This is a genomic window from Colwellia sp. BRX8-9 (genome assembly GCF_014077245.1).
GTDB lineage: Bacteria > Pseudomonadota > Gammaproteobacteria > Enterobacterales > Alteromonadaceae > Colwellia_A.
Genome location: NZ_JACGVN010000003.1, coordinates 161,158 through 186,587, shown reverse-complemented (window position 1 = coordinate 186,587; position 25,430 = coordinate 161,158). Strand labels below are relative to the sequence as shown.

The window sequence follows — 25,430 nt, the reverse complement described above, 5'->3', positions numbered from 1 at the left end:
AGCAAAGGTTGAGCGGCTTTAAACAGCCGCCGTCATTAAAACTAATTTTAAGAAAGTAGGGTAACCATGAAACATTCAATTTTTAATAAAAAGCGCCTAGCCGTTTGTATATCAGCGGTTTTAGCAACCGGTTTGAGCAGTCAGCTTTATGCCGAAGAAGCAGTAACCGATAAAGTCAATAATAGTGAAAAAGACGCTGCGATAGAAGTTATTCAAGTGACTGGTATCATGAGCAGTTTGTCTCGCTCTATGTCAGTAAAAAGAAACGCTTCTGGCGTTGTCGACGTCATATCTGCTGAAGATATGGGTAAATTTCCAGACACTAACTTAGCCGAGTCATTACAACGTATTACCGGTGTTTCGGTCAGTCGTTCTAATGGCGAAGGCAGCCAGATCACCGTGCGTGGTTTTGGTCCAGAGTTTAACCTAATTACACTTAACGGTCGTCAAATGCCGGGTACGGGTAATTCACGTTCATACAGTTTAGAAAATTTGTCTTCTGATGGTGTTAGTGCTATCGAAGTACATAAAACTGCGCGTGCAGAAAACCCAAGTGGTGGTCTTGGCGCGACAGTTAATATTATTACCATGAAGCCTTTTGCTAGCCCAGGTGAGAAATTTGTTCTTTCAGGAAAAGGCATTTATGACTCGTCTAATGTTGAAGGTGATGATGTAACACCAGAATTTTCAGGCTTATACAGTAATACTTTTGCTGATGACACCTTTGGTTTTGCTTTGTCGTTCTCTCATCAACAACGTGACTTTCAACAACAATCGGCAAATATTCAAGGTTGGCAGTTTCAGCCAGACGCACAGCTTCCGACTTTAGATGATGACAAAGTCATTGATAATCGTGATGCAAATGCGGCAGCGGGTGCTTTTTTCCCTCGTGATATGAACTATGGTATTGCTAATGTTGAGCGTGAAAGAACTAATGCCAATGTTACTTTTCAATATGCGCCTATTGAAAGTGTGATTATGACACTTGATTATACGATGGGAGAGTCAACCACGGGCACTAATTCTATTGGTTGGGGTCAATGGCACGATTTTGGTGGCAACATTGATGCTTACGAATTAGATGAAAATGGTACAGTTATTTTTGCCGACTTGTCTGGTAACGATGGTTCTTATACGGCCAATCGAAATACAACTGAAACGAATGAAAGCTCATTAGGTTTTAATGTTGAATGGCGACCGTCAGATGACTTTGTTTTTTCAGTCGATTACCATAGTTCAGAAAATAAAGCTGATAATGGCAAAGATAAAGGCATGAATGGCACGGGATCATTAGTTTTTGGTTCAGATCAATTAGTTAATAAACATTATGACTTCAGACAAGGTGATATTCCACAAGGGACAATCTTCTGGAAAAATGGCTCTACAACGCTTGCACCTAGTGAAATGGATTCACATTTTAGCCAATTTGAGCATACTCCTGGAAAGTCTGAAATTGATCAACTGCAAATCGATGGTTCATGGGAAAATCCAGATGACTCGCCATTAAAGTCAGCTAAGTTTGGTGTTGCTCGTACTGAGCAAACCATGGGTGGCTCACGTTCATGGAGTGGTTTGATTGGTGGTTTCTTGTTTAACCCCAATTATTCAGCGGCATTTCCTGATGGCATGTTTGAGTACAATACAACCGATGGCTTTTTGGATGAATTTTCAAATGGCGACAACCCTATGGGTGCTGGATACTATTATAGTTTTGACTTTGATGAAGCGGTTGCTCGTTCAACGTCTTATTTAAACAGTGATGTATTAGGCGACGACTTTTTTAGTACCGACGCTTACCGCCCTGGTAGTGTTCAATCACAATCTTCAGTAGATGAAGATACAACGAGTGTTTATGCGTCGTCTTTATTTGAATTTGAAGTTGCTGAATTACCCGTGCAGGTGAATGTTGGTTTTAGATATGAGCAAACCGATGTAACTAGTAATGTCTTGCAACCTATACCTACCGAAGTTTGGTGGAAAGGTGGCAGTGAGTGGCTTACTCAATATCAACCAGGTGAAAATACTATTTTATCGCTTGAAGGTGAGCATGACGTCTTTTTACCTATGATTGATGCCAAAATTGATCTTAGCGAGGAACTTGTTGCCCGTGCATCTTGGGGGAAAACGATAGCTCGTGCTCCTTTAGGCAGCTTAGCTGGTGGCCGTTCATTAGGGGCAAGTACGCGTCCTAACTCTCGTATAGGTGGTGAAGGTAACACTAATCTTGACCCTTATGAGTCTACTAACCTTGATATTTCTTTAGAATATTATTACGCAGAAGGCAGTTATGCTGCTATTGGTTACTTTAGAAAAGATGTAAAGAATTTTATTAGTAGCCAAACAATAACGACATCAGTTGATGATATGCGTGATATTTATCAGGGACCACGTTGGAATCAAGCGGTATCTGACCTCGGTGGCACGCCAACCAGTGATGAAATTTTTGCACAAATGCAAGCTAACGGAGCGACGTTAAACGCTCAAGGCTTTATTGAACCAGCAGGTGATGATCCTTTAATGCAATGGGATATTACCCGTCCATTCAATGCCCCTGATGACAAGATGGTTGACGGCATAGAAGTCGCTGTTCAACATTTTTTTGGCGAGAGTGGTTTTGGTTTCGGTGCTAATGCGACGTTTGTTGATGGTGATGTTAAATTTGATGTTGATGACATAACTAAAGTTGATAGTGTTGCTGATTTAGAACCGCAAACACCACTAACCGGTTTAAGTGATTCGGCTAACTTTCAATTGTTCTATGAAAAAGAAGGTTTGTCAGTAAAAGTCACTTACGCTTGGCGTGACGAATACCTTATCGGTGTAGGACAAGCTCAAGGTTCTTCTGATGCGCCACCACAATTTGCTAAAGAGTTTGGTCAAGTCGATATGAGTATTAACTACGACATTGATGAAAACTTTACGGTATTTGTTGAAGGGTTAAATCTTAATAACGAAACTGAGCAATCTTTTGGTCGTTACGAAGAGCAGTTTTTATCCGCTAGACAATACGGTACTAGATATACTGTAGGTGTTCGTTACAGCTTTAAGTAAACCTGTAATCTAGTGAGTTTCAATTAATAGGCCTATATTGTTTTGCGATATAGGCCTTTTTTGTTTATAGGTTTTTTTATTTTATAACCTTATGTGTATAAGCTCGTTAGTTGAGTTAATAATCAAAAGAGACGTTTTATGTTAACAATTCGCGAAAAAATTGCTTATGGCTTAGGTGATACCGCCAGTAATATTATTTTCCAAACGGTAATGATGTTCCTGTTGATTTTTTATACTGATGTGGTGGGTATTTCGCCAGCTGTTGTTGGCACTATGTTTTTAGTGGTGCGTTTATTTGACGCGATAACTGATCCGCTGATGGGGGCACTTGCTGACCGTACTAAAACACGTTTTGGACAATTTCGACCTTATCTACTTTGGCTCGCTGTGCCGTTTGGCATTATTTCTATTATGGCATTTACTACGCCAGACTTGACGGGTAACGCTAAGGTTATATACGCCTTTGTTACTTATACCTCGTTAATGATGGTCTATACCGCAATTAATATCCCATATTCTGCGTTAGGTGGTGTTTTAACAAAGCAGCCTGCTGAACGCGTATCAGTGCAAACTTATCGATTCGTTTTAGGAATGCTCGGTGGATTAATTGTTGCCGCAGGCACTTTGCCTTTAGTTGAGTATTTTGGTGATGGTGATAAAGCCAAAGGGTATCAGCTCACTATGGTCGCGATGAGCCTTTTAGGCGTGGCGATGTTTCTATTATGTTTTAGTGGTACTAAAGAACGTGTTTGCGTACCTGAAAATCAGCAAACATCCTTTTTCGACGATTTAAAAGCACTGTGGCAAAATGATCAATGGCGAATATTGTCGCTGGCAGGTTTATTTTTATTAACAGGCCAAGTATTAAGAGCCACATTAGCGATATATTATGTTAAATATGTGCTCGGTCTCGAAGCGCAAATTACTTTATTTATGTCGCTGGGCATGATTGGTAGCATTTTAGGCTGCGCTTGTGCTCAAGCTCTTGCAAAAAGAGTCTGCAAGATTAAGGCTTATATTAGTTTACAGCTCATCGCCGCTTTTATCTGTGTGATGAGTTATTTTGTCCCCAAAGATCAAGTAACCACCGCCTTTGCTTTGTTTTTTTTATGGAGCTTCTTTTTACAAATGGCAACGCCTTTGTTGTGGGCAAAGATGGCTGACACCATTGATTATGGTCATTGGAAAACGGGTGTTCGCATAACCGGCATGGTCTATTCTTCGGTGGTGTTTTTTATCAAATTAGGTGTCGCTTTTGGTGGCGCTTTCGCCGGTTGGTTACTGGCTTATTATGGCTATCAAGCAGACGTTGAACAAACAGAAACAGCTAAAGAGGGTATTTTACTATCATTCACTGTTTACCCCGCATTAGGTTCAATACTTGTTGCTTGGGTCATGCGAAAGTATGTGCTTAACAAAGAAAAAGTTGAACAAATACATTTAGCCTTAAAGACTCACGGGGCTTAGCCGCTATGTCAGAAGTGTCGTTTTTACCGCAAGGCTAGTCCATCTTGCCTTGTTTTGATTGCGATACATTCTAGTTCCCTTATTGTTGCTCTCAATATTGCTAATAAATAATGCTACGTAGCTGAGATGGCGTTATGAATTTGGAGCTTCAATACCATGAAGAATAAACAAAGTAACAAAAAATCATTGCTGGTCTTGGTTTTAATCTTGATCCCTGTATTACTTATTGGCCGAGCACTGATAAGCGACGATGAAAGTTATCAGTCCGATGATGCTCATTTAGCTTCTGCTCATCAGGGCGACAAGCAAAGTGATCATAGTGAAAAAAATAACACGGTAGTTTGGGCAATTAATGTTGGTGGCAGTGAATATGTTGGTGTTGACGGTATAAGCTATCAAGCAGATCAATCGATAACTTCCGGTGATATAGGTACGATTGAAAATATCAAAGGCTCACAAGATAGTTTTATTTATCAATCTTTTCGCTTTGGTAATATTGGCATCAAGCAACCCATGGAAAATGGCCAATACGATATCATTTTTAAATTTGCTGAACCTGAAGATACTGCTATGGATGCCCGAGTCTTCAATGTTTTTGCTGAGGACAAGCTGGTTATTAGCGATTTAAATGTCAGGCTTGCTCGAGATGGTAAGCATATCTCGGCCTTAGCACGAGCTGTTTATAATGTTGAAGTGACCGATGGACAGCTAGATATAAACTTTGAAGCGATCAACGGGCAGCCAATCCTTAGTGCCCTAATTGTCCGTAAAAAAGAAATTGAGTCAAAGCAATGGCAATTAGTTTGGAGTGATGAATTTAATTATCAAGGTAAGCCAGATCCAAATAAATGGAGTTATGATATTTGGCCTGCTCGTAAGGTGAACAGTGAAGATCAAACTTATACCGATAACCTCAAAAATGTCCATGTAAAAGACGGTAATTTAGTGATCACCGCCTACAAAGAAAATTTAGATGATGCAAAATATACCTCTGGCCGTATTCACTCACAAGGTAAAGGCGACTTTCTTTACGGACGTGTCGACGTTCGAGCTAAGTTACCGGCAGGGCAAGGCACTTGGTCAGCTATTTGGATGTTGCCTAGTAATCCTTTTAAATATTCAAGCACCTGTCAAGAAAATGAAGATTGGCAAGGCAGTGCAACCTGTGATGCTTGGCCCAACTCGGGTGAAATAGACATCATGGAACACGTTGGTTACGACATGCAAACCATTCATGGCACCGTACATAATAAAGCTTATTATTGGGCGAATTGGGAACAACGAAAGGGCAGTATCGAAGGTCAAGATGTTGAAAAAGCCTTTCATCTTTACTCCGTTGAGTGGACGCCAGAGAGTATTACCGTATTGTTTGATAATGTGCCTTATTTCTTTTATAGCAATGAATCTAGCGGCTGGCGCGCTTGGCCTTACGATCATCCTTACCACGTTATTTTAAATCTCGCGATTGGCGGTATGTGGGGCAAAGCAGGTGGCCCGATAGATGACAGTATTTTTCCGGTATCAATGGAAGTTGACTTTGTCAGAATATTTAAACCCTTAAATCAGTAAACCGTAAATTTTAGAAATAGATGAATTTAAACGTTTATCTATCAATTTATTCAATTATTTAGAACAGTAAAGTACCTTGAGTTTAGGTAGGAATTAAAAATGAAAATATGTAATACCCACAACAATCAAGTGACCGGTGAATTTGTCACTATCGCTGACGAACGTTTTTATGCCATTAACAATGTTAATAAGATGGCTCCTTTTTTTGTTAGCGTTATTTCTAATAGTGACCATTGGCTATTCGTTTCATCAACGGGTGGATTAACCGCGGGGCGTGTATCGCCAGAGACGCCTTTATTTCCTTATATTACCGTAGACAAAATTCATGAAAGTGAGTTAAATACGGGGTGTAAAACCCTACTACGTGTTAATACGGGTAGTGAAAAGGTTGATTGGGAACCCTTTAATCGTGAGCATGAACTTCGTTTTAATATCACCAGAAACTTATACAAGAACGTTTTAGGCAATAAACTGTGTTTTGAAGAAATTCATAATGATTTGCAGTTAGCCTTTCGCTATACCTGGGCAACGAGCGACACTTATGGTTTTGTAAGGAAGTGTGAATTAGAGAACTTATCAGATAAACCTTTAAGTGTTGAAATTATTGATGGTTTTCAGAATGTTTTACCTGCAGGTACACCGCGCTTTACGCAAACAAATTCAAGCAATTTAGTGGATGCCTATAAGTGGACCGAGTTAGATGAAAGTTCAGGTCTTGCCTTTTTTACTTTGTTTTCGGGCATCACCGATAGAGCAGAGCCTTGTGAGTCATTAAAAGCCAATACGGTTTTTTGCCTTGGTTTAGATAACACTAATATCTTACTCTCATCTGAGCAGTTAAGTGCTTTTCGACGTGGCGAACAGGTTGAACAGGAAACAACAAAGCGAGGTATTCGTGGCGCATATTTAGTGAATACTACCCTTGAACTTAAGCCGCACAGTGATAAAAAATGGCAATTTATTGCTAATATTGAGCAGACTCAAAGTCAATCTGTTGTCTTGCGTCGTCAGCTAGGCGAACGAAATAAACTCGACGAAAATATCAACGATTCTATAGCGAATGGCTCTGATGAATTAGCACGTATTATGGCTTCTGTTGATGGTTTTCAATTAACGGGTGAAGAGAGTGTTGCCGAGCATCACTATGCTAATGTTTTATTTAATGCCTTGCGTGGTGGTATTTTTGACGATCAGTATCAGATCTCTGCAGATGATTTTACCAAGACGATTAATTTATTTAACCATAAGGTTTATCAACGCAATCAAGCGCTGTTAGACAGCTTGCCGGAAAAGTTAGATTTTGTGGAATTACTGACAGAAATTAAAACGTCTGGCGATAGTCAACTTGAGCGCTTAGCTTCTGAATATTTACCTATTTCATTTGGTCGTCGTCATGGCGATCCGAGTCGTCCATGGAACCAGTTCGCTATTAAATTAGTGGATGAAAACAATAAGCGTTTGTTAACTTACCAAGGAAATTGGCGAGATATTTTTCAAAACTGGGAGGCATTAACGTATAGCTACCCGCAATTTATTGAAAGTGTTGTTGCCAAGTTTGTTAATGCTTCGACGATGGATGGTTATAATCCTTATAGAATTACCAAAGAAGGCATCGACTGGGAAGTAGAAGAACCTGATGACCCGTGGAGCTATATTGGCTATTGGGGTGATCATCAAATAATTTACTTACAAAAGATGCTTGAGCTGTCGAAGCAATTTCATCCAGAAAAATTGACTGCAATGCTGCGCCAAACACTTTTCAGTTATGCCAATGTGCCTTATCGTATTAAGTCATTTGATGACTTGGTTAAAGATGCTAAAAGCACCGTCACCTATGATGAGTCGCTCGCGCTTAACATTGAGCAACGTGTTAAAACAATGGGGGCTGATGGCAAACTGGTCCTTGACGCCAAGGGTGATGTTTATCAAGTTAACTTGTTGGAAAAATTATTAGTGCCCTTATTGTCTAAATTGGGTAATTTAGTGGTTGATGGCGGCATTTGGTTAAATACCCAAAGACCCGAGTGGAATGATGCAAACAATGCTTTAGTTGGGCAAGGTTTATCTATGGTGACCTTATGTTACTTGCGTCGTTATGTTTGTTTTTTCCAAGAGTTAATTGCTAATGAAACACAAGATGTTGAGTTGTCTATTGAAGTTAACTTATGGTTGACTGATACGGCAAACGCATTAACACATTTAGTTTCAACGTTAACCCCTGAGCCAGTAACTGCTGAGGTACGCTATCAAAGTACTGCAGAACTAGGCATGGCAGCAAGCCATTACCGTCAAGCTATCTATAGCCAAGAAGGTTTTAGTGGTAAGACGCATCAGCAGATTAGTCAGATCAGTGCGATGTTAAGTGATGCCCTACAAGCGATTGAACATACGATTGAGACCAATGAACGCGCCGACGGATTATATAACGCTTATAATTTATTGAGCCTAGAAAATAAGACCTCCAAGGTTAAAAATCTGTACCCAATGCTCGAAGGACAGGTTGCTGCCTTAAGTTCTGGTGCACTTAAACCAAAACAAGTGGTTGATGTACTCGAAGCGCTTTTTGCGAGTGATGTTTATCGCCCCGATCAAAAAAGTTTTATGCTTTACCCCGATAGAAAGCTACCAAGCTTTTTAGAAAAAAATTGTGTTGATGCCCAGCAGGTACAAGAAAACACTTCGCTGCAACAGATGCTTAAACAAGCTGATGAACGTATCATTTTGCAAGATATTGATGGTCAATATCGCTTCAATGCTGATATTACTAATAGCAATGTTCTACAAGATAAATTAACAGAGCTTAGTCAAGAATATCCTCAGGCACTGACAACTGATAAAACAGCGATTTTTGATCTTTATGAGCAAACCTTTAATCATCAAGCTTTTACTGGCCGCTCTGGTGGTATGTTTGGTTTTGAAGGATTGGGCTGTATCTATTGGCACATGGTTTCTAAGCTGATGTTAGCGGTAGAAGAAAACTTTTTTAACTGTGTTGATCAAGGTGAAAGTGACGAGGTAAGACGACAAATTGCCAGTTTATACTATCGAGTTCGTGACGGTATTGGTTTCAACAAAACGCCACTTGAATATGGTGCATTTCCAATGGACCCATACTCTCATACCCCTAAACATTCGGGTGCGCAACAACCGGGTATGACCGGACAAGTGAAAGAAGAAATACTTTCACGTTTTGGCGAGTTAGGTCTGCGCGTTAACGCAGGTGTTGTCTCGTTTGAACCAAGCTTATTGCAATCATGTGAATTTATTCAACAAGCAAAGCCATTTCGCTACCTAGATGTTAACAAAAATTGGCAAGAAATAACGGTGCCAGCAATGGGACTCGCCTTTACATGGTGTCAGGTTCCAATTGTTTACCAGCTTAACGATGAAGTTGAACCTTCGTTAATGGTGACTTATAAAGACGGTAAACAGCACACATTTTCAGCGTTGAGTTTACCTGCTAAAGAGAGCACTGAGCTGTTTCTTAGAAGCGGTCAAATACAGCAATTAACCTTAACGATATCAACTGATAATTTATTCTATTAATCATTATTTAGCATGATTTTTTTGGTTGTTTGATTAAAGACGGGGTATCAATACCCCGTCAATTATATATAACGATGGTTATCGGAGACGAGCATGTCGAGTAAATACAATAAGCATATGTCATTGGCTGGAATGAATCTTGGTCATTCTTCTAGAGAAGACTTACAAAGTGCTGTTAATGGGGTACTTGATAATAAAATTCATGGTATTTCCTTTAGCCCTTATACCGAAGGGCAAGGGCCTGGCACTAAGATAAGCGAGGCACAGATATCGGCACGTATGGCGATTATTTCTCCTAGTATTAACTGGATCCGTTCTTTTTCTTGTACTGATGGTAATGAAAATATCCCCAAGATAGCAAAGCAGCAAGGTTTAAAAACCTTAGTCGGTGCGTGGCTAGATGATGATTTAGAAAATAATGAGAAAGAAATCAACAACCTGATAGCGGTTGCACAACAAGGTTATGCCGATATTGTTGCCGTTGGCAATGAAGTCCTACTGCGTGAAGACTTAAGTGAAGGACAATTAATCGCTTACATTAATCGTGTAAAAGCAGCATTACCGGGTATCGAAGTAGGCTATGTTGACGCTTATTATGAATTTGAAGAACATCCCAAGGTTACCGACGCCTGCGACTTGATCTTAGCGAATTGTTATCCTTTTTGGGAAGGCTGTGCCCTTGAGTACTCCATTCTTTACATGAAAGACATGTATCGCCGTGCTATTAAAGCTGGCAAGGGTAAAAAAGTTATTATCACTGAAACTGGCTGGCCGAATGAAGGTCCAGCAGAGTGGGGTGCTGTGCCATCTTATGAAAACGCCATTAAGTACTTTTTAGGTACTTATCAGTGGGCAGAAGAAGAGAATATAGCGGTCTTCTATTTTTCATCATTTGATGAGGTTTGGAAAGTTAAAGATGAAGGCGGTGTTGGCGCGCATTGGGGACTTTGGGATAAAAACGGGAAATTAAAGTATGTTTAAAAAACACAGTGATAAAGTAGCAACAATTAGTTCGATGAAATTAGTTCATGAAAATGCTATTTGTTATTCTGGCTATCGTGACGGGCAAAATCCAAGAGAAGGTCTTTACCCAAGTTATAATGAAGTTAAAGAAGACTTACTTATTTTGAAAAAAAATTGGAGTTACCTTCGACTTTACGATTGTGGACCACACGCCGAACTTGTTCTTGATGTTATTAAAACTGAAAAACTGCATTTCAAAGTAATGCTAGGCGTCGATATGGCAGCAGAAATGAGTAACCCTAACTGTCCTTGGGGGGCTGATTTTAGTCAAGAAGTTATTAATGCTAATCGTCAGAAAAATTGTGATGAAATTCATAGTATGATCGCACTTACCAAAAAGTATGATGATATTGTATTTTCAGTTTCTGTCGGTAATGAAGCGAGTGTCGAATGGACAGACCATATGGTACCTGTCGATAGTTTAGTAAACTATGTAAAACAAATTAAAAAAGAAATTCATCAACCGGTAACTTTTTGTGAAAACTATGTCCCTTGGACATACAAACTTGAGCCCTTGGTTGCTGAACTAGATTTTATTTCCATTCATACTTACCCTGCCTGGGAATACAGAACGATGGAAGATGCACTCGAATATACCAAACAAAATTATTACAGTGTTGCCCATCATTATCCTGACAAACCGGTGATAATTACCGAAGCGGGTTGGACAACGGCATCAAATGGACGGGGCATAGAGCCTTGGAATGCTAACGAAGTACTACAGGCAGAATATTATCAGCAACTACTTGCTTGGACGACAGAAGAAAAAATACTGACCTTTGTCTTTGAAGCCTTTGATGAACCATGGAAAGGATCTCCTGATAAATTAGAACCTGAAAAACATTGGGGACTCTTTAAAGTCGACCGTACGCCTAAGTTAGTGATGAAAAATATTTATCCAAACGAGGTTATAAACATTAACAAAAACAATGCTGTTGCTTAGTTTTCGTTAAAGTTTAACTGTCAATAAAAGTAATAACCCAAGGATTTTGTCAGCAAATATTGCTCGATCAAAGTCGTTGGGTTTTATTTTATTGGTCAAATTAAAGACTAAATGATTGAAAATCCCTTATTCACCCAAGCCATTAACCTTTCCCTTATATTTTAAAGCGTTTGACCAAGCTATCAAGATTCATTGCCATTGCAGTAAGTGATTCACTTGAAGAGGCTATACGGGTTGATATTTGCGCACTGTTTTCTGTGCTATCGCTTATCGTATGAACGTGAATATTAATTTCACCAACAACGGCTGCTTGCTCTTCTGTTGCTGTGGCCACCTGAGTATTTAGATCTGAAATGAGCTGAATATTAGCAACAATTTCCTCAAGTGCCTCTGTTGTCTGTTGAGCATCCGTTGCGCCAACTTCGGCGGTCACTTTGCTTTCCCTCACGCTATCAACGGCTCGCTGAGACTCTGATTGCAAAAGGTTGATCATTTTATTAATTTCATCAGTGGACTCACTGGTGCGCTTCGCTAAGTTACGAACTTCATCAGCGACCACCGCAAAACCACGACCTTGTTCGCCTGCACGAGCAGCCTCAATCGCGGCATTTAATGCCAGTAAATTTGTTTGCTCTGAAATTCCTCGTATAACATCAAGCACACTGCTAATAGCGTTGCTTTTATTCGCTAAAGATTCAATGGTAACAGACACAGAATCCATATTTTGTGCCATCTGGTAAATATTCTCAGTTGATTCTTTAACAACAACTTGTGCATTTTTAGCTTGGGTTATCGCTTCGCTGGTCGAGTCAGCCGCATGTGCGGCGTTTGCTGCAATTTCTGTAATGGTTGAACCCATTTCACTAATAGCCGTTGCAACTTGTGTGGCGATGTCACGCTGACCTTCAGCATCGAGTTTTGACTGCTCTGCATCTTGGGAAACATCTAACGATGCTTGGCGGACATCTTTTGATGTTTTAGCGACATCATTAACTACCGAGTGTATTTTACTGATAAAAGTATTAAAACCATGGGCCAAACGTGAGACTTCTTCGCTGCCGCTCTCACTTAGTCGGTAACTAAGGTCGCCTTCACCATCACCCAAGGCTTTAAATAATCCAGCAAGGTCATTGATAGGTTGCGTTAAACTTTTTGCAAAAATGATACTGATCAAAATAAACACTACGACAATAATGGCAAACCAAATCAGCATATAATTTCGTGACTCGTTCAACGCTAAGTACAATTCAGCCTTTGGCACTTCTGCAACAACATACCAACCCAAACTTGAGATATAGCTTGTCGCCACGATTAAACTTTCTGTTTCTTGAAAAGAAAATTGTTCTTTTGATAACAGCGTTTGAAAATTTATATCTTTATATATATCAGTCAAGTTCGCCTTTTCACTTTTTGCTTTATCTTGATGGATTTTTACCAACCCCGAGTGATCAACAAGATACACTAAACCTGACTCTTCAATTTTAAAGCTGTTTAGGTAACTAACCATGTCATTAAATGATTTAGATAATCCAGAAACACCTCGTCCATTAAGTTGTTGATAGTTGATAAAAACATCTACATTACCATTCGGATAAGCGTAGGTACTTGCCGACTCTTCTTTATTACTATTGGTAAATGCAAAAAACCAACCATCAAGACTGTCATCTTTGAGAACACGAAGAAAGCCATCTTGGTTCCAATATTTAGCTGTTTTTCGATCGGCGAAGGAAGCATTACTTAAATTGTTATCTTTAGCGATGTTACTCAGCATGCTAATAACGTTAGCTTCATTGTCTTTGCTGGCACCAGACTCTATCCAATCAAGTAGAAAAGGGTTAGTGGCAATAGATTTTGTTAACACTTTCATTTCAGAAATTTCACCGTCGACTGCATTACGAACGCGCAGCAGGAGATTAGGTAAATCTGATTGTTGTAGTCTGGATATAAGAAGTTCTTTGGCTTTTGAGTGGCCAACAAAGCCAACAATGCTGGTCGATATGATAACGGCCATTAACATGGCAATGACTAACTTAGATCGGATAGAAAGGGTGGTTAAAAATCTCATTAAATAGATCCTATTTGCAAGTTTTCCACAAACTTTTCGGTTACGGCGATTTGTCCATAAAATCCTTTTTATAAGGGTTTTAAAATAGATTCGCTCTCAATTTGCTTGAGCTTAACATATCCATGTAGTCGCACCATTTAAAACCACAACAATTTAACTTTCTTTCAAGATAGCTAATTATTTCAGCTGATTAAATATAAAATCACTTTATTTAAATACCAAAAATATTTTTTGATGACAATGAACTATCGATTAACTTACTGACTTAATGACTCAGTAAGTTAAGTTAAGTTAAGCTATTTTTACCTTAATGAGATGAAACGGTCTTTAGCAACGATAGTAAGGAAATTTTTATTCGACCATCAGTGGTGGAAGGGGTAGTATAATATCAGATGATTTCGGAGCAAATATGTCTGACAACCCACTATTACGTTTCAATAAATTTATTTCAAAAAAGCCAGAGTATCTATTTTGGGTTTTACAAATCTGCTTTTGGTCTTTCGTTTCATTAATTAGTCTGATATCACTGACACTTTGGTATGTCCAAATCGATGTCGAGCACCTTAATCACACTTTTTGGCAGTCTGTTGTGGGGATATTTTGTTCATTGCCACTGTATTGGATTTTCATGAGGTGTTGGCACTCACCTATTTTTACCCGCGTACTGATAACCATCGTTTCAGTGATTTGTATTTCCTTTATTTGGACACTTATCCGAGTCAAACTTTATATAGAACTGACCAGCTCTGCCGGTAATTGGGACGAGTTTGGCGGCTGGTATTTTAGTAGTATTTTTATTTTCTTTTGTTGGACCGGTTTTTTTCATGGTATTCGCTATTATCAATTGTTGCAATTTGAGCATAAAATGTTGCTTTCAAAGGCAGCGGAAGCTAAAGAAGAGCAATTAAAAAGAGTGAACGCGCAATCGGTAGCCCGAGATGCAAAAATAAAAATGTTACGTTACCAACTCAACCCTCATTTTCTTTGTAACACCCTCAATGCCATTAATTCTCTGATCGAATGCGAAGCTCCAGAGAAAGCTCAGCGGATGACCGTTCAATTAAGTAAGTTTTTACGTTATTCATTAGACAATAACCCTGATACTAAAATTGCGTTAGAATTTGAAATTATCGCACTTAACTTATATTTAGAAATAGAGAAAACCCGTTTTGGCGAGCGACTTAAATTAGATTTTAAAATTTCTGATAAAGCAAAGTTAGCTTTAATACCGAGTTTATTAATACAACCTATTATTGAAAACTCAATGAAACATGTTATCGCTCAAAATGAAGAGGGTGGCACTATTAGTCTATGGGCTGACGTTGTTGATAAAATGTTGGTGTTAGAGTTAAGTGATACCGGTTCTGGAACCGCGGTTGACGGTAGTAAAATGAAAGGAAAAAGGAGTCGAGGTGTCGGCTTGCGTAATATCGATGAAAGACTTAAAGTGTTATATACAGATGACTACGTATTTAACCTTAATATTATCCCATCAGGTGGTTTAAAAACTATCATTAAGCTGCCTTTTGAAACGCTTTATGAAATAACACCTGCTAGCCAGTACCAAACTCAATGACGGTGAGTTAAATTTATGAATAAGTTAAGAACAATTATTGTTGATGATGAGCCTTTAGCGCTTAATCTCTTGCGTGCAAAGTTAAATAAAATTCCTGAAATAGAAATTATTGCAGAATGTAAAAATGGCCGTGAAGCGATTGAAGCGACGATGGCCTTAGCACCTGATTTACTCTTTTTAGATATACAGATGCCAGGTGTTGATGGTTTTGGCGTTATTAAAAAATTACAATCTGATATTGTTCCTATGGTGGTTTTCACGACCGCATTTGAGCAATATGCTTTAGATGCGTTTGATGTGCATGCCGTTGACTATATTCTTAAACCTATTGATGACGAACGAATTCAGCGCGCCATTCAGCGTGCGTTGGTTCGTTGTGAAAGTGATGAAGACACTTTAAACAAATCTCGCATTATTAGTGCGATAGACTCAATCAATGAAATGGAAAACCCTGATAATGCTTCTTCGCAGAGTATCAGCCTTCCTAAGCTTAATACCGACAAAGTTGAGCGTAAAATCGTCATTAAAGACCGAGACGATATAACCTTGTTAAAACAAACCGATATTGAATGGGTTGACGCAGCAGGAGATTATGTTTGTGTTCATGCGCAAGGCGTTACTCATATTAAACGCTGCACCTTGAAAAATTTGCTAGAAGATTTAGACTCTGAAATGTTTAAACGTGTGCACCGTTCAACGATTGTTAATCTTAATTATATTCAAAAAGTGATCCCGCATACTAAAGGTGAGTTTTTTCTTAAATTAGGTGAATATGACCAAGTTAAAGTGAGCCGTAATTATCGAGAAGTGATCAAGAGTTTTTTAACTGACATGTAGTATATTGACGACGACTCGTGGTCAATATGCCATTTTTTATTTAAGTGATCTTGTTATTGCCCTATATTGACCAGCCTACCGCTTCTAAAATCCCCTTTATCGTAATACGGTTGTTAAAAAAAGCCGCTCATTAGATGATTGATATAACTGTAGATGTTACTCACTTGGGTAAACAGTCATTGTTAATTAAGGGATATTAAATGTTAAGTATTAAACAGATAATTATTGCGTCCATTTTTTCTATGGCATTAATAGTGCCTTGCTATGCAGCCGATAGTCACGCGGCTAATCGACTTAATTATTATGCACCACATGCTGAAAAAGCGCCAAGTGTTGATGGTATTGCCAATGAAAGTGTTTGGCAATTAGCACAGTGGCAAAATTTAGATCAACGATGGTTAGGTCCAGAATTTTCAAAAGAAGACTTTCAAGGCCGATACAAAGTGGTTTGGACGCAAGCTAAATTATATATTATGGCTGAAATTATTGATGACATTCTCATTGATACCCATCGCGACCCCTTGAGCCAATATTGGGATGACGATTGCTTAGAGATTTTTATTGATGAAGATTTCTCTGGCGGTGATCACCAATATAACCATAATGCACTTGCCTACCATATGTCTCTTGATAACCAAGCCATAGATATAGGCACCAACAAAAAGCCGCAGAACTATTCACATCATGTTCAAAGCAACTGGAAACAACAAGGCAATACGGTTATTTGGGAACTAAGCATCGATATTTATAACGATGAATATCAAGATACCACAACAGACTCAAGCAGTATTAACAAACCAGTCGCCTTGTTTGCTGGCAAAGTGATGGGACTCATGGTGGCTTATTGTGATAACGACGGCAGTGAACTACGTGAAAATTTTATTGGCTCTGAGTCTGCAGAGGGTGGAGCGCCCGATCGTGGTTGGATAGATGCGGGTATGTTCGGTAAGCTTATCTTGGCTAAATAATCGCTTAGATAAGCGTTAAGTTTTTCTTTTCCCTCTCCTAGACATGAGCATTATAAAATGAACAATATTGAAAAAAAATTCATCCATAAGTTATTTATTATAACAATCACTTCTCTCACCATAATGAGTTGTGCACCGGTAAATCAGGCAACTCAAATGAATAAAGACACCACCGATATTAATTACCAGCTTTCAATGACCCAAGAAATATTACTGACTAGCGAAGCCGGTGACAAAATAGCGCCACAGCAGAATTTAAGCTTTCAACAAGGTAAAGCTACGGGCAAGGTTATTGTGGTAAGGCCAGATATTAAAAAACAAAAGATTGTTGGTATTGGTACATCGTTCACTGAATCTTCCGCTTTTGTGCTTGCACACTTACCTAAAGATAAGCGTGCAGAGGTGATGGAAAATATTTATGGCGAAAAGGGCGCTAATTTTTCAATAGCACGCACGCATATTGGCGCAACAGACTTTGCCGTGGACGGTCGCTATTCATATGCAGAACGTAAAGATGACGCTAACTTAACATCATTCAGTATCGCGGTAGATAGCGATGGTTTTAGCGCTCAAGATTACCCTGGTATTAAAGATGAGAAATTTGATTTGTTGCCAATGATAAAAGAAGCTTACGCGATAAAAAATCAGCAAGTCGATAAAGATTTAAAAATTGTCGCTTCCGCATGGACTGCGCCACCTTGGATGAAAACAATTGAAGACTATTATGTTAAACCAACACCTGAAAATAATCACCAAGGCACGGGCGGCGAATTAAAACCACAGTACGTCGCTACTTATGCAGACTATCTTATTAAGTACCTCGATGCATATCAGCAAGAAGGTATTGAACTCTGGGCACTAACGCCAGTAAATGAACCTCATGGCAACAGTGGTCAATGGGAAAGTATGCATTTTACGCCTAAAAGCCAAAATACTTTTATTAAGGACCATTTAGGACCAAAATTAAAAGCGAGTGCGCACAAAGCGGTTAAATTACTTATTTATGACCAAAATCGTGATGAAATGGAGCATTGGACTGATGAAATACTCGGGGATAAAGAAACGTCTGAGTATGTTTATGGTACAGCCGTTCATTGGTACGAAAGCAGTAATCAAGTTAATGAAGATGTGTTTGACCGGGTTCATGAAAAATTTCCAGAGTTTTCAATTATACATACCGAAGGCACGATTGATGATCTAGGTAAAGATGCACCAGCAGGTATCTTAGATCCTGTCCGCTTTAAAGAAAGTAACTGGTTCAATAATGATGATTTTTGGTGGAACGAAAATGCGACCGACTGGGCGTACACCGCAACTTGGGCACCTAAACCTGAGGATCATCCGATTTACACCCCCGTTCATCGTTATGCACGTAATATTATTGTTAGTTTAGATCATTGGTTAGAGGGCTGGATAGATTGGAATATCGTACTCGATAAGCATGGTGGGCCTAATCACGTAGGTAACTTTTGTGGTGCACCTATCATGATTGATACTGACACAGGTGAGGTTTATTACACCCCGATTTATTATGTATTAGCACAATTTAGTAAAACCATTCGACCAGGTGATACGGCATTACAGGTTAATCAGCAGTTAGAAGGTTTAGACAAAGATGCTTTACACGCCAGCGCTGCAATTAATGACAATGGTTTGGTCAGTGTACAGTTACTTAATACCACTAAAGCACCAATAAATTATTCATTACAAATTGGTAGTCAATATGCGCAAGTAACTATTGCCGCTAATGCCGTGCAAACAGTACGTGTTAAGCTTTAGTTTTTAATCGTTTTAACAAGCCATATAATTAATAAGAGTAAAGATTAAGTGAATAAACATCCCTTTGAAGTTATAGCGCTGGATAACGGTGCTAAGCTGATATTTACCCCTTGTCCTGGCACTAAATTAGTTAGCCTTGAACAATCACTTAAGCAGTTGAAGCAAGAGGGTGTTTCAATGCTGATCACATTAATGTTTGATGAAGAAATGGCAAGTAACAAGGTACTTTCTTTACCTGAACTCTGTCGCCAGTATCAGCTTAGTTGGCTACAATTGCCAATTATTGATGATGAAGCGCCGAGTACTGCTTTTGAAGCGCAATGGGCAATAAATAAAACGACCATAGTCGATGAATTGAAGAATAAAGGTACGGTGGCTATTCATTGTAAAGGCGGCACAGGCCGAACGGGAACTGTTATTGCTCTATTACTATTAGCACTAGGTTGGCCAGTCGATAAAATTGTTACAGAAGTACAAAAAGTGAAACCTAAAGCTTTGAAAATTAAAAAACAACGAGATTATTTGAATCGTCAGTTAACAAAAGCCGAGACACTGTTTTGATAACAATATAAAGCCACTTTTCAGCCAGAAGAGTACTGATTTCATGTTAACTTAGCTCAGAGGTAATTAGTTAAACCCTTTAGCGATTTAATTTTGTCTGCTATCGTGTTAATTCAACTTACGGTGTTATTTAAATTCGCTTTTAACGCATTGATTACCCACTACACCTCATTTAAATTGCAACTATTTGTTGTATCACTCAAGATAAATTAATGACAGTAAGCCGTGGTCTCGCGGTTTTACTGCCAAATTATAATAAAAATAGATAAATAATAAAGCCTGATATAGGTTTGTTATTAACAACACCAATTTTAAGCGATATAAAGAATAAACTTGCTACCTGACGTAGCTAAATTCTTTGTGTTTATTTTTAAGCAATAGGACCTCACCACAATGGCTGGAACATCTTTTACTTTAGATCAAAGCAAAACCTCACAAGCGAATTCATCTAATGGATTTGGTGGAGATAACTCTACTCGCTTTGCGTTAATTTCACTGACATCATTGTTTTTTATGTGGGGATTTATTACCTGCTTAAATGACATTTTGATCCCCCATTTAAAGGCCATTTTTTCGTTAAGTTATGCACAGTCTATGCTAGTGCAATTTTGCTTTTTTGGTGCTTACTTTTTGGTTTCTCTGCCTGCAGGATGGTTTGTCGAAAAAATGGGCTATCAAAAAGGCATTGTGGTCGGTTTAGTGATTGCGGCTTTGGGTTGTTTAATGTTTTATCCCGCCGCTTCTGTACATAGTTATCCCGTTTTTTTGGCGGCTTTATTCGTTTTAGCTAGTGGTATTACCGTTTTGCAAGTTTCTGCAAATCCTTATGTGACCTTACTGGGTAAAAAAGAAACCGCTTCGTCACGATTAACCATGACCCAAGCGTTTAATTCTTTAGGCACAACTATCGCACCTTATTTTGGCGCGTTATTAATTTTAAACGAAGTCACTGATTCAATGTCAGCGAACAGTGCTGAATCGGTACAACTGCCTTATTTAGGACTGATGGCGGCCTTGTTAGTGCTTGCTGCTATTTTTGCTTTCTTAAAACTTCCACATATTGAAAGTGCTGAGGTGGTTGACGGAGAAAAAATTGAAGGGTCGGCATGGCAGTATCGCCATCTAGTTTTAGGTGCTATCGGTATTTTTGTTTATGTTGGCGCAGAAGTGTCAATTGGCAGCTTTTTGGTGAGCTTTTTAGGCGAAACTGATATCGCCGGTTTAGAAGAAACTCAAGCGGCAAAGTACCTTACTTATTATTGGGGCGGAGCTATGGTTGGGCGCTTTATTGGCGCTGCAGTCATGCAAAAAATTGATGCGGGTAAAACCTTAGCCTTTAATGCGCTTTGTTCAGTGGTTTTAATTGCCATCACTATTTTAAGCTCTGGCACCATAGCGATGTGGGCAATTTTATTAGTAGGGTTATTTAACTCTATTATGTTTCCAACTATTTTTAGTTTGGCGTTAAGTGGCCTTAAAAAGCACACCAGCCAGGGAGCGGGCATCCTTTGCTTAGCGATCGTTGGTGGCGCCATCGTCCCTGTATTACAGGGCCTGTTAGCGGATAGTGTTAGTGTGCAGTTTGCTTTTATCTTACCTTTGTTTTGTTACGTCTATATCGTCTTTTACGGTTTGAAGGGTAGCAAGGTAGTCACAGAAAAATAATGAATATGAACGCAATGAAATACTTAAAATTTAACAAAAAAAATTGGTTTCTTATCACGCTTTCGTTATTAATTCTTGGTTGCAGCCCTGCTGAAAATTCGACGTTAACGGGGCAAGAGACACAAGCTATTGATAGCAATAAAGCCGATAAGATTTGGCCTCAACTTGAAAGTGACGTTAAAAAAGATGCGCAAGTCGAGCAAAGAGTAGCTGACTTACTCGCTAATATGACCTTGCAACAAAAAGTGGCGCAAATGATCCAACCAGAAATTCGTGATATTACCCTCGAGGATATGCGAACCTATGGTTTTGGCTCATATTTAAATGGTGGTGGGGGTTTCCCCAATAATAATAAGCATTCTACCCCTGCAGATTGGGTTTTATTGGCTGAAAAAATGTATCAAGCATCTGTTGATGATTCACTCGACGGTTCAACAATTCCAACGATGTGGGGCACTGATGCGGTGCACGGTCATAATAATGTTATCGGGGCGACACTTTTCCCTCATAACATTGGCTTGGGTGCAGCAAATAATCCGACACTTATTGAGAAAATAGCAGAAATAACCGCGACCGAAGTCATGGTTACCGGTATTGATTGGGTGTTTGCTCCAACTGTTGCCGTGGTTAGAGATGATCGTTGGGGAAGAACCTATGAAGGCTACTCAGAAGATCCTGAAATTGTTCGCTTATACGCAGCGTCAGTCGTCAAAGGTTTACAAGGTCATGCCAATAAAGATTTTTTAGGTGATAAACGCGTGATCAGTACCATTAAACATTTTATCGGTGACGGCGGTACGCAAGGTGGCGATGATCAAGGCGAAAACATAGCGAGCGAGCAAGAGCTCTTTACTGTGCATGCCCAAGGCTATGTTGGCGGTTTAACTGCGGGTGCTCAGTCGGTAATGGCTTCATTTAATAGTTGGCATGGAGATAAAGTCCATGGTCATAAATATTTGCTAACCGATGTCTTGAAAAATAGAATGGGTTTTGACGGCTTTGTTGTCGGTGATTGGAATGGTCACGGGCAAGTTAAAGGCTGTATCAAAGAAAATTGCGCTCAAGCGGTTAATGCTGGCTTAGATATTTTTATGGTGCCAACAGAAGCATGGCGACCACTTTATGACAATATAATTGCACAAGTAAAGCAAGGCGATATTCTGCAGTCACGTATTGATGATGCCGTAACGCGTATTTTACGGGTAAAGGTCCGCGCCGGGCTTTTTGAAAAGCCCAGTCCTGCCAAGCGTGTTTTATCAGGGAACATCGCTTTAATTGGCGGGGAGTCGCACCGCGAAGTTGCTCGTCAGGCGGTTCGCGAATCCTTAGTGTTGTTAAAAAACAACGGACAGCTCTTACCTTTATCACCTAAGCAACATATCTTAGTGGCTGGCGATGCCGCTGATAATATCGGTAAACAGTCAGGGGGCTGGAGTATTACTTGGCAAGGAACTGGTAATAAAAATTCAGACTTTATCGGTGGCTCTTCTATTTATTCTGGGATAGAACAACAAGTCAGTGCCGCAGGTGGTCAAGTAACCTTGAGTGTTGATGGCAGTTACACAAACAAACCCGATGTAGCGATTGTCGTTTTTGGTGAAGAACCTTATGCTGAAGGGCATGGTGATATTGATAACCTTGAATATCAGCGTGGTCATAAAAAAGATTTAGCGTTACTTACATCACTTAAAGCAAAAGGAGTACCTGTTGTTGCTGTTTTTATTAGTGGTCGACCTATGTGGGTCAATGCTGAACTCAATGCTAGCGATGCATTTGTCGCTGCGTGGCTACCGGGCTCTGAGGGTAAGGCAATCGCAGATGTTTTATTGAAAAGCCCAACTGATAATATCCAACACGACTTTACCGGTAAATTGTCTTTCTCTTGGCCTAAATTACCAACACAAATTGTCAATCGTTTTGACGAAGACTACCAACCATTATTTTCATATGGCTATGGTTTAACCTACCAAGACGACACTTTATTAGCTGACTTGTCTGAGCAATCTAATGTGGCGCTTAATACGCATTTAATTACCGATATTTTCTTAGGTAAGGCGATAGCGCCTTGGAAAATGTTATTGTTTTCTCAACAACAAAACATTGAAATAGAGTCGAGTAGTGAATCACTTAAAGGAATTTCTTATCGAACGGTTGATAAAGAGATACAAGAAGATTCATTTCGACTTAAGACCACTGGCGCAGCGAGTGCGGGAGTTAAATTTATTAACAGCAACGGTTTTAGAGAAGATCTTACTAGTGAACTCGAAAAAAATGCTGACTTAACATTTTCAGTTAAAAGAGACAGTGATATTAATGCGCCTGTTTATATCACCATGAATTGTGAAACGCTTGGCGACAGCGCAAATTGTCAGGCAAGTTATAATATTCAAGCACAATTAGCGGCATTTAAGCAGGGTGAGTGGCAAGATATTGCTATTAGCTTACATTGCTTTGCTGAAAAAGGTCTGCAGCTGAGTAAAGTTGCTGTGCCTTTTGAATTGCGTACCTCGGGCGCGATTAATTTATCTGTTAACCATATTCGATTAGTGCCAAATAAAGCGACTAGCGCGCCATTGAACTGCCCGCAGTAGTCTATTTAACTTAAAGGATAAGGATAAGGATAAGTCTGATTGTTGAGCTTTATCCTTTTTTCTGGTCGAATCAGCGTATTTATTGATAATGACCTTACGGTTGTCGCTATGTGCGTGTAAACTTGCTGATAATATTTACAATATCAAAAGAAAATCATATGAATCAAGAAGAAAACTATCCGATTGGAACGCCAGGCAAAAAATGGACTGAAAAAGAAAATGTTCAGTGGTTTAAAGCACAAACGGTAACCCGTTCATATCAAGATGAAGTCGTTGAAAAGATAAACGCGTTAAAAGAAGATTTTGATGTTCTTCAATATGGCGCATTATCGCTTGATGAAAGTCGTTATCCTTTGTATGTGATTAAAACAAAAAACTGGCAAGACAATAAAAAAACAGTTTTAGTGACCGGTGGTGTTCACGGCTATGAAACCAGTGGAGTGCAGGGGGCATTACGCTTTGCCCAAACACAAGCCGGCAAATATGCGGAACACTTTAATATTGTCGTTGCGCCTTGTATCAGCCCTTGGGGTTATGAAACAGTTAACCGTTGGAATTGCAAAGCGATAGATCCCAATCGTTCTTTCTATCAAAACAGCCCAGCCCAAGAGTCAGCAGCGATAATGCAGTATGTTGCCGAGCTCAACAGTGATATTTTTGTGCATATAGATTTACACGAAACGACTGACACCGATAATTCAACATTTCGACCAGCACTTTGTGCTCGAGATGCGATAGAAGAAAAAGAATGGCAAATCCCTGATGGCTTTTATTTAGTCGCCGATAGCGTGAAGCCAGTCGCTGACTTTCAAAAAGCGATTATTGATGCCGTTGAAGAAGTTACCCATATAGCGCCTGCTGACGAAAGCGGTAAATTGATCGGTGTACCCCTTGAACAGCAGGGCGTTATTAATTATGCTGCGCGCGAGTTAGGATTATGTATGGGCTTAACCAATGCTAAATTCTTGACCACCACCGAAGTTTACCCCGACAGCCCAAAAGTTGATGATGAAAACTGCATTCTAGCGCAAGTGGCTGCTATAACGGGTGGTTTAGATTATATTTTAAAAAGTGAATAACCTGATAAAACCGAAAAATTTGCACACTAAAACATTTTCATAATGTTAAGTTCGTGCTATTTTTCTCTGACATTTAATTTTAGGAATTATTATCCATGCCAAAGGCCAGTGATATAAAGAAAAATGCTGCGGTAGAGCATAACGGAAAAGTATTTATTGTAAGAGATATAGAGCGTTCAGTTCCTCAAGGTCGTGCCGGTGGTAGTTTATACCGTATGCGTATGTACGATGTTGTCACTGGCGGTAAGATTGATGAGACGTTTAAAGACTCAGATATGCTGAACTTCGCTGACCTAAGCCGACGTCCCGCGATGTTTTCATACATCGATGGTGATGAATATGTCTTTATGGACAATGAAGATTACACGCCATACAACCTTAATAAAGAAAGTATTGCTGACGAAGCTCTATTTATTTGTGAAGATACCTTAGGTTTATCAATTATTATTGTTGATGGTGCTGCGGTTGGTATTGATTTACCCCCGAGTGTTGAACTGGTTATTACTGAAACAGACCCATCAATTAAAGGTGGTTCGGCAACAGCTCGCACTAAGCCGGCAATTTTATCTACGGGCTTAACCGTACAGGTGCCTGAACATATTTCAATCGGTGATAAAATCAAAGTGAACACTGAAGAACGTAAATTTATGGGACGCGCTGAGAAATAAAGTCTCGTTTACTTTATCTCCACTTTTATAAAGCCAGCATTT

General features: G+C 39.3%; 16 protein-coding genes. 15 read left to right on the top strand and 1 reads right to left on the bottom strand.

Features of this window, described 5'->3' with window-relative positions; translation table 11 throughout:
- Window positions 1-66: 66 nt before the first annotated feature.
- The 6 genes from H4J70_RS03870 to H4J70_RS03845 all read left to right on the top strand — a co-directional run bounded on the left by H4J70_RS03870 (window position 67) and on the right by H4J70_RS03845 (window position 11,599).
- Window positions 67-3,051 carry a TonB-dependent receptor gene (locus tag H4J70_RS03870; RefSeq protein WP_182243245.1) on the top strand — a complete coding sequence of 995 codons (2,985 nt, stop codon included), beginning with the start codon at window positions 67-69 and terminating at the stop codon, window positions 3,049-3,051.
- 138 nt (window positions 3,052-3,189) lie between these two features.
- Window positions 3,190-4,518 carry a glycoside-pentoside-hexuronide (GPH):cation symporter gene (locus H4J70_RS03865; RefSeq protein WP_182250651.1) on the top strand — a complete coding sequence of 443 codons (1,329 nt, stop codon included), beginning with the start codon at window positions 3,190-3,192 and terminating at the stop codon, window positions 4,516-4,518.
- A 156-nt stretch (window positions 4,519-4,674) separates the two neighbouring features.
- Window positions 4,675-6,087 (top strand): malectin domain-containing carbohydrate-binding protein, encoded by a 1,413-nt coding sequence (locus tag H4J70_RS03860; protein WP_182250650.1) that lies wholly within the window; start codon window positions 4,675-4,677, stop codon window positions 6,085-6,087.
- Between the two features lie 99 nt (window positions 6,088-6,186).
- Window positions 6,187-9,633 carry a hypothetical protein gene (locus tag H4J70_RS03855; protein WP_182250649.1) on the top strand — a complete coding sequence of 1,149 codons (3,447 nt, stop codon included), beginning with the start codon at window positions 6,187-6,189 and terminating at the stop codon, window positions 9,631-9,633.
- 93 nt (window positions 9,634-9,726) lie between these two features.
- Window positions 9,727-10,614 (top strand): glycosyl hydrolase family 17 protein, encoded by an 888-nt coding sequence (locus tag H4J70_RS03850; protein WP_182214921.1) that lies wholly within the window; start codon window positions 9,727-9,729, stop codon window positions 10,612-10,614.
- Window positions 10,607-11,599 carry a glycosyl hydrolase family 17 protein gene (locus H4J70_RS03845; protein ID WP_220465246.1) on the top strand — a complete coding sequence of 331 codons (993 nt, stop codon included), beginning with the start codon at window positions 10,607-10,609 and terminating at the stop codon, window positions 11,597-11,599. The genes H4J70_RS03850 and H4J70_RS03845 overlap by 8 nt, the downstream gene beginning before the upstream one ends.
- 154 nt (window positions 11,600-11,753) lie before the next feature.
- On the opposite strand, the gene H4J70_RS03840 is transcribed toward H4J70_RS03845, so the two are convergent.
- On the bottom strand, window positions 11,754-13,664 hold the full coding sequence (locus tag H4J70_RS03840; protein ID WP_182214922.1) for a methyl-accepting chemotaxis protein: 1,911 nt from the start codon (window positions 13,662-13,664) through the stop codon (window positions 11,754-11,756).
- Between the two features lie 409 nt (window positions 13,665-14,073).
- Here H4J70_RS03840 and H4J70_RS03835 point away from each other — a divergent pair, with 409 nt between their 5' ends.
- From H4J70_RS03835 to yeiP, 9 genes are all read left to right on the top strand, one after another.
- Window positions 14,074-15,240 (top strand): sensor histidine kinase, encoded by a 1,167-nt coding sequence (locus tag H4J70_RS03835; protein WP_182250648.1) that lies wholly within the window; start codon window positions 14,074-14,076, stop codon window positions 15,238-15,240.
- Window positions 15,241-15,255: 15 nt separating this feature from the next.
- The gene (locus tag H4J70_RS03830; RefSeq protein WP_182214926.1) at window positions 15,256-16,077 is read left to right on the top strand and encodes a LytTR family DNA-binding domain-containing protein; all 822 of its coding nucleotides are present in this window, start codon (window positions 15,256-15,258) and stop codon (window positions 16,075-16,077) included.
- Between the two features lie 200 nt (window positions 16,078-16,277).
- Window positions 16,278-17,045, top strand: a complete 768-nt coding sequence (locus H4J70_RS03825) for a sugar-binding protein (protein ID WP_182214928.1) — start codon at window positions 16,278-16,280, stop codon at window positions 17,043-17,045.
- A gap of 156 nt (window positions 17,046-17,201) precedes the next feature.
- Entirely contained in the window at window positions 17,202-18,824 is a 1,623-nt protein-coding gene (locus H4J70_RS03820) for a glycoside hydrolase family 30 beta sandwich domain-containing protein (RefSeq protein ID WP_259367990.1), read from the top strand.
- A gap of 48 nt (window positions 18,825-18,872) precedes the next feature.
- The gene (locus H4J70_RS03815) at window positions 18,873-19,385 is read left to right on the top strand and encodes a tyrosine-protein phosphatase (RefSeq protein ID WP_182214931.1); all 513 of its coding nucleotides are present in this window, start codon (window positions 18,873-18,875) and stop codon (window positions 19,383-19,385) included.
- Window positions 19,386-19,778: 393 nt separating this feature from the next.
- A complete protein-coding gene (locus tag H4J70_RS03810) occupies window positions 19,779-21,050 on the top strand; it encodes a sugar MFS transporter (RefSeq protein ID WP_182250646.1) in 1,272 nt (423 codons plus the stop codon).
- 14 nt (window positions 21,051-21,064) lie between these two features.
- On the top strand, window positions 21,065-23,641 hold the full coding sequence (locus tag H4J70_RS03805; protein ID WP_182250645.1) for an exo 1,3/1,4-beta-D-glucan glucohydrolase: 2,577 nt from the start codon (window positions 21,065-21,067) through the stop codon (window positions 23,639-23,641).
- A 158-nt stretch (window positions 23,642-23,799) separates the two neighbouring features.
- On the top strand, window positions 23,800-24,720 hold the full coding sequence (locus tag H4J70_RS03800; RefSeq protein ID WP_182230117.1) for a M14 family metallocarboxypeptidase: 921 nt from the start codon (window positions 23,800-23,802) through the stop codon (window positions 24,718-24,720).
- 95 nt (window positions 24,721-24,815) lie between these two features.
- Complete coding sequence (gene yeiP / locus H4J70_RS03795) at window positions 24,816-25,388, top strand: elongation factor P-like protein YeiP (protein ID WP_182174511.1); 573 nt, start codon at window positions 24,816-24,818, stop codon at window positions 25,386-25,388.
- Window positions 25,389-25,430: the final 42 nt, after the last annotated feature.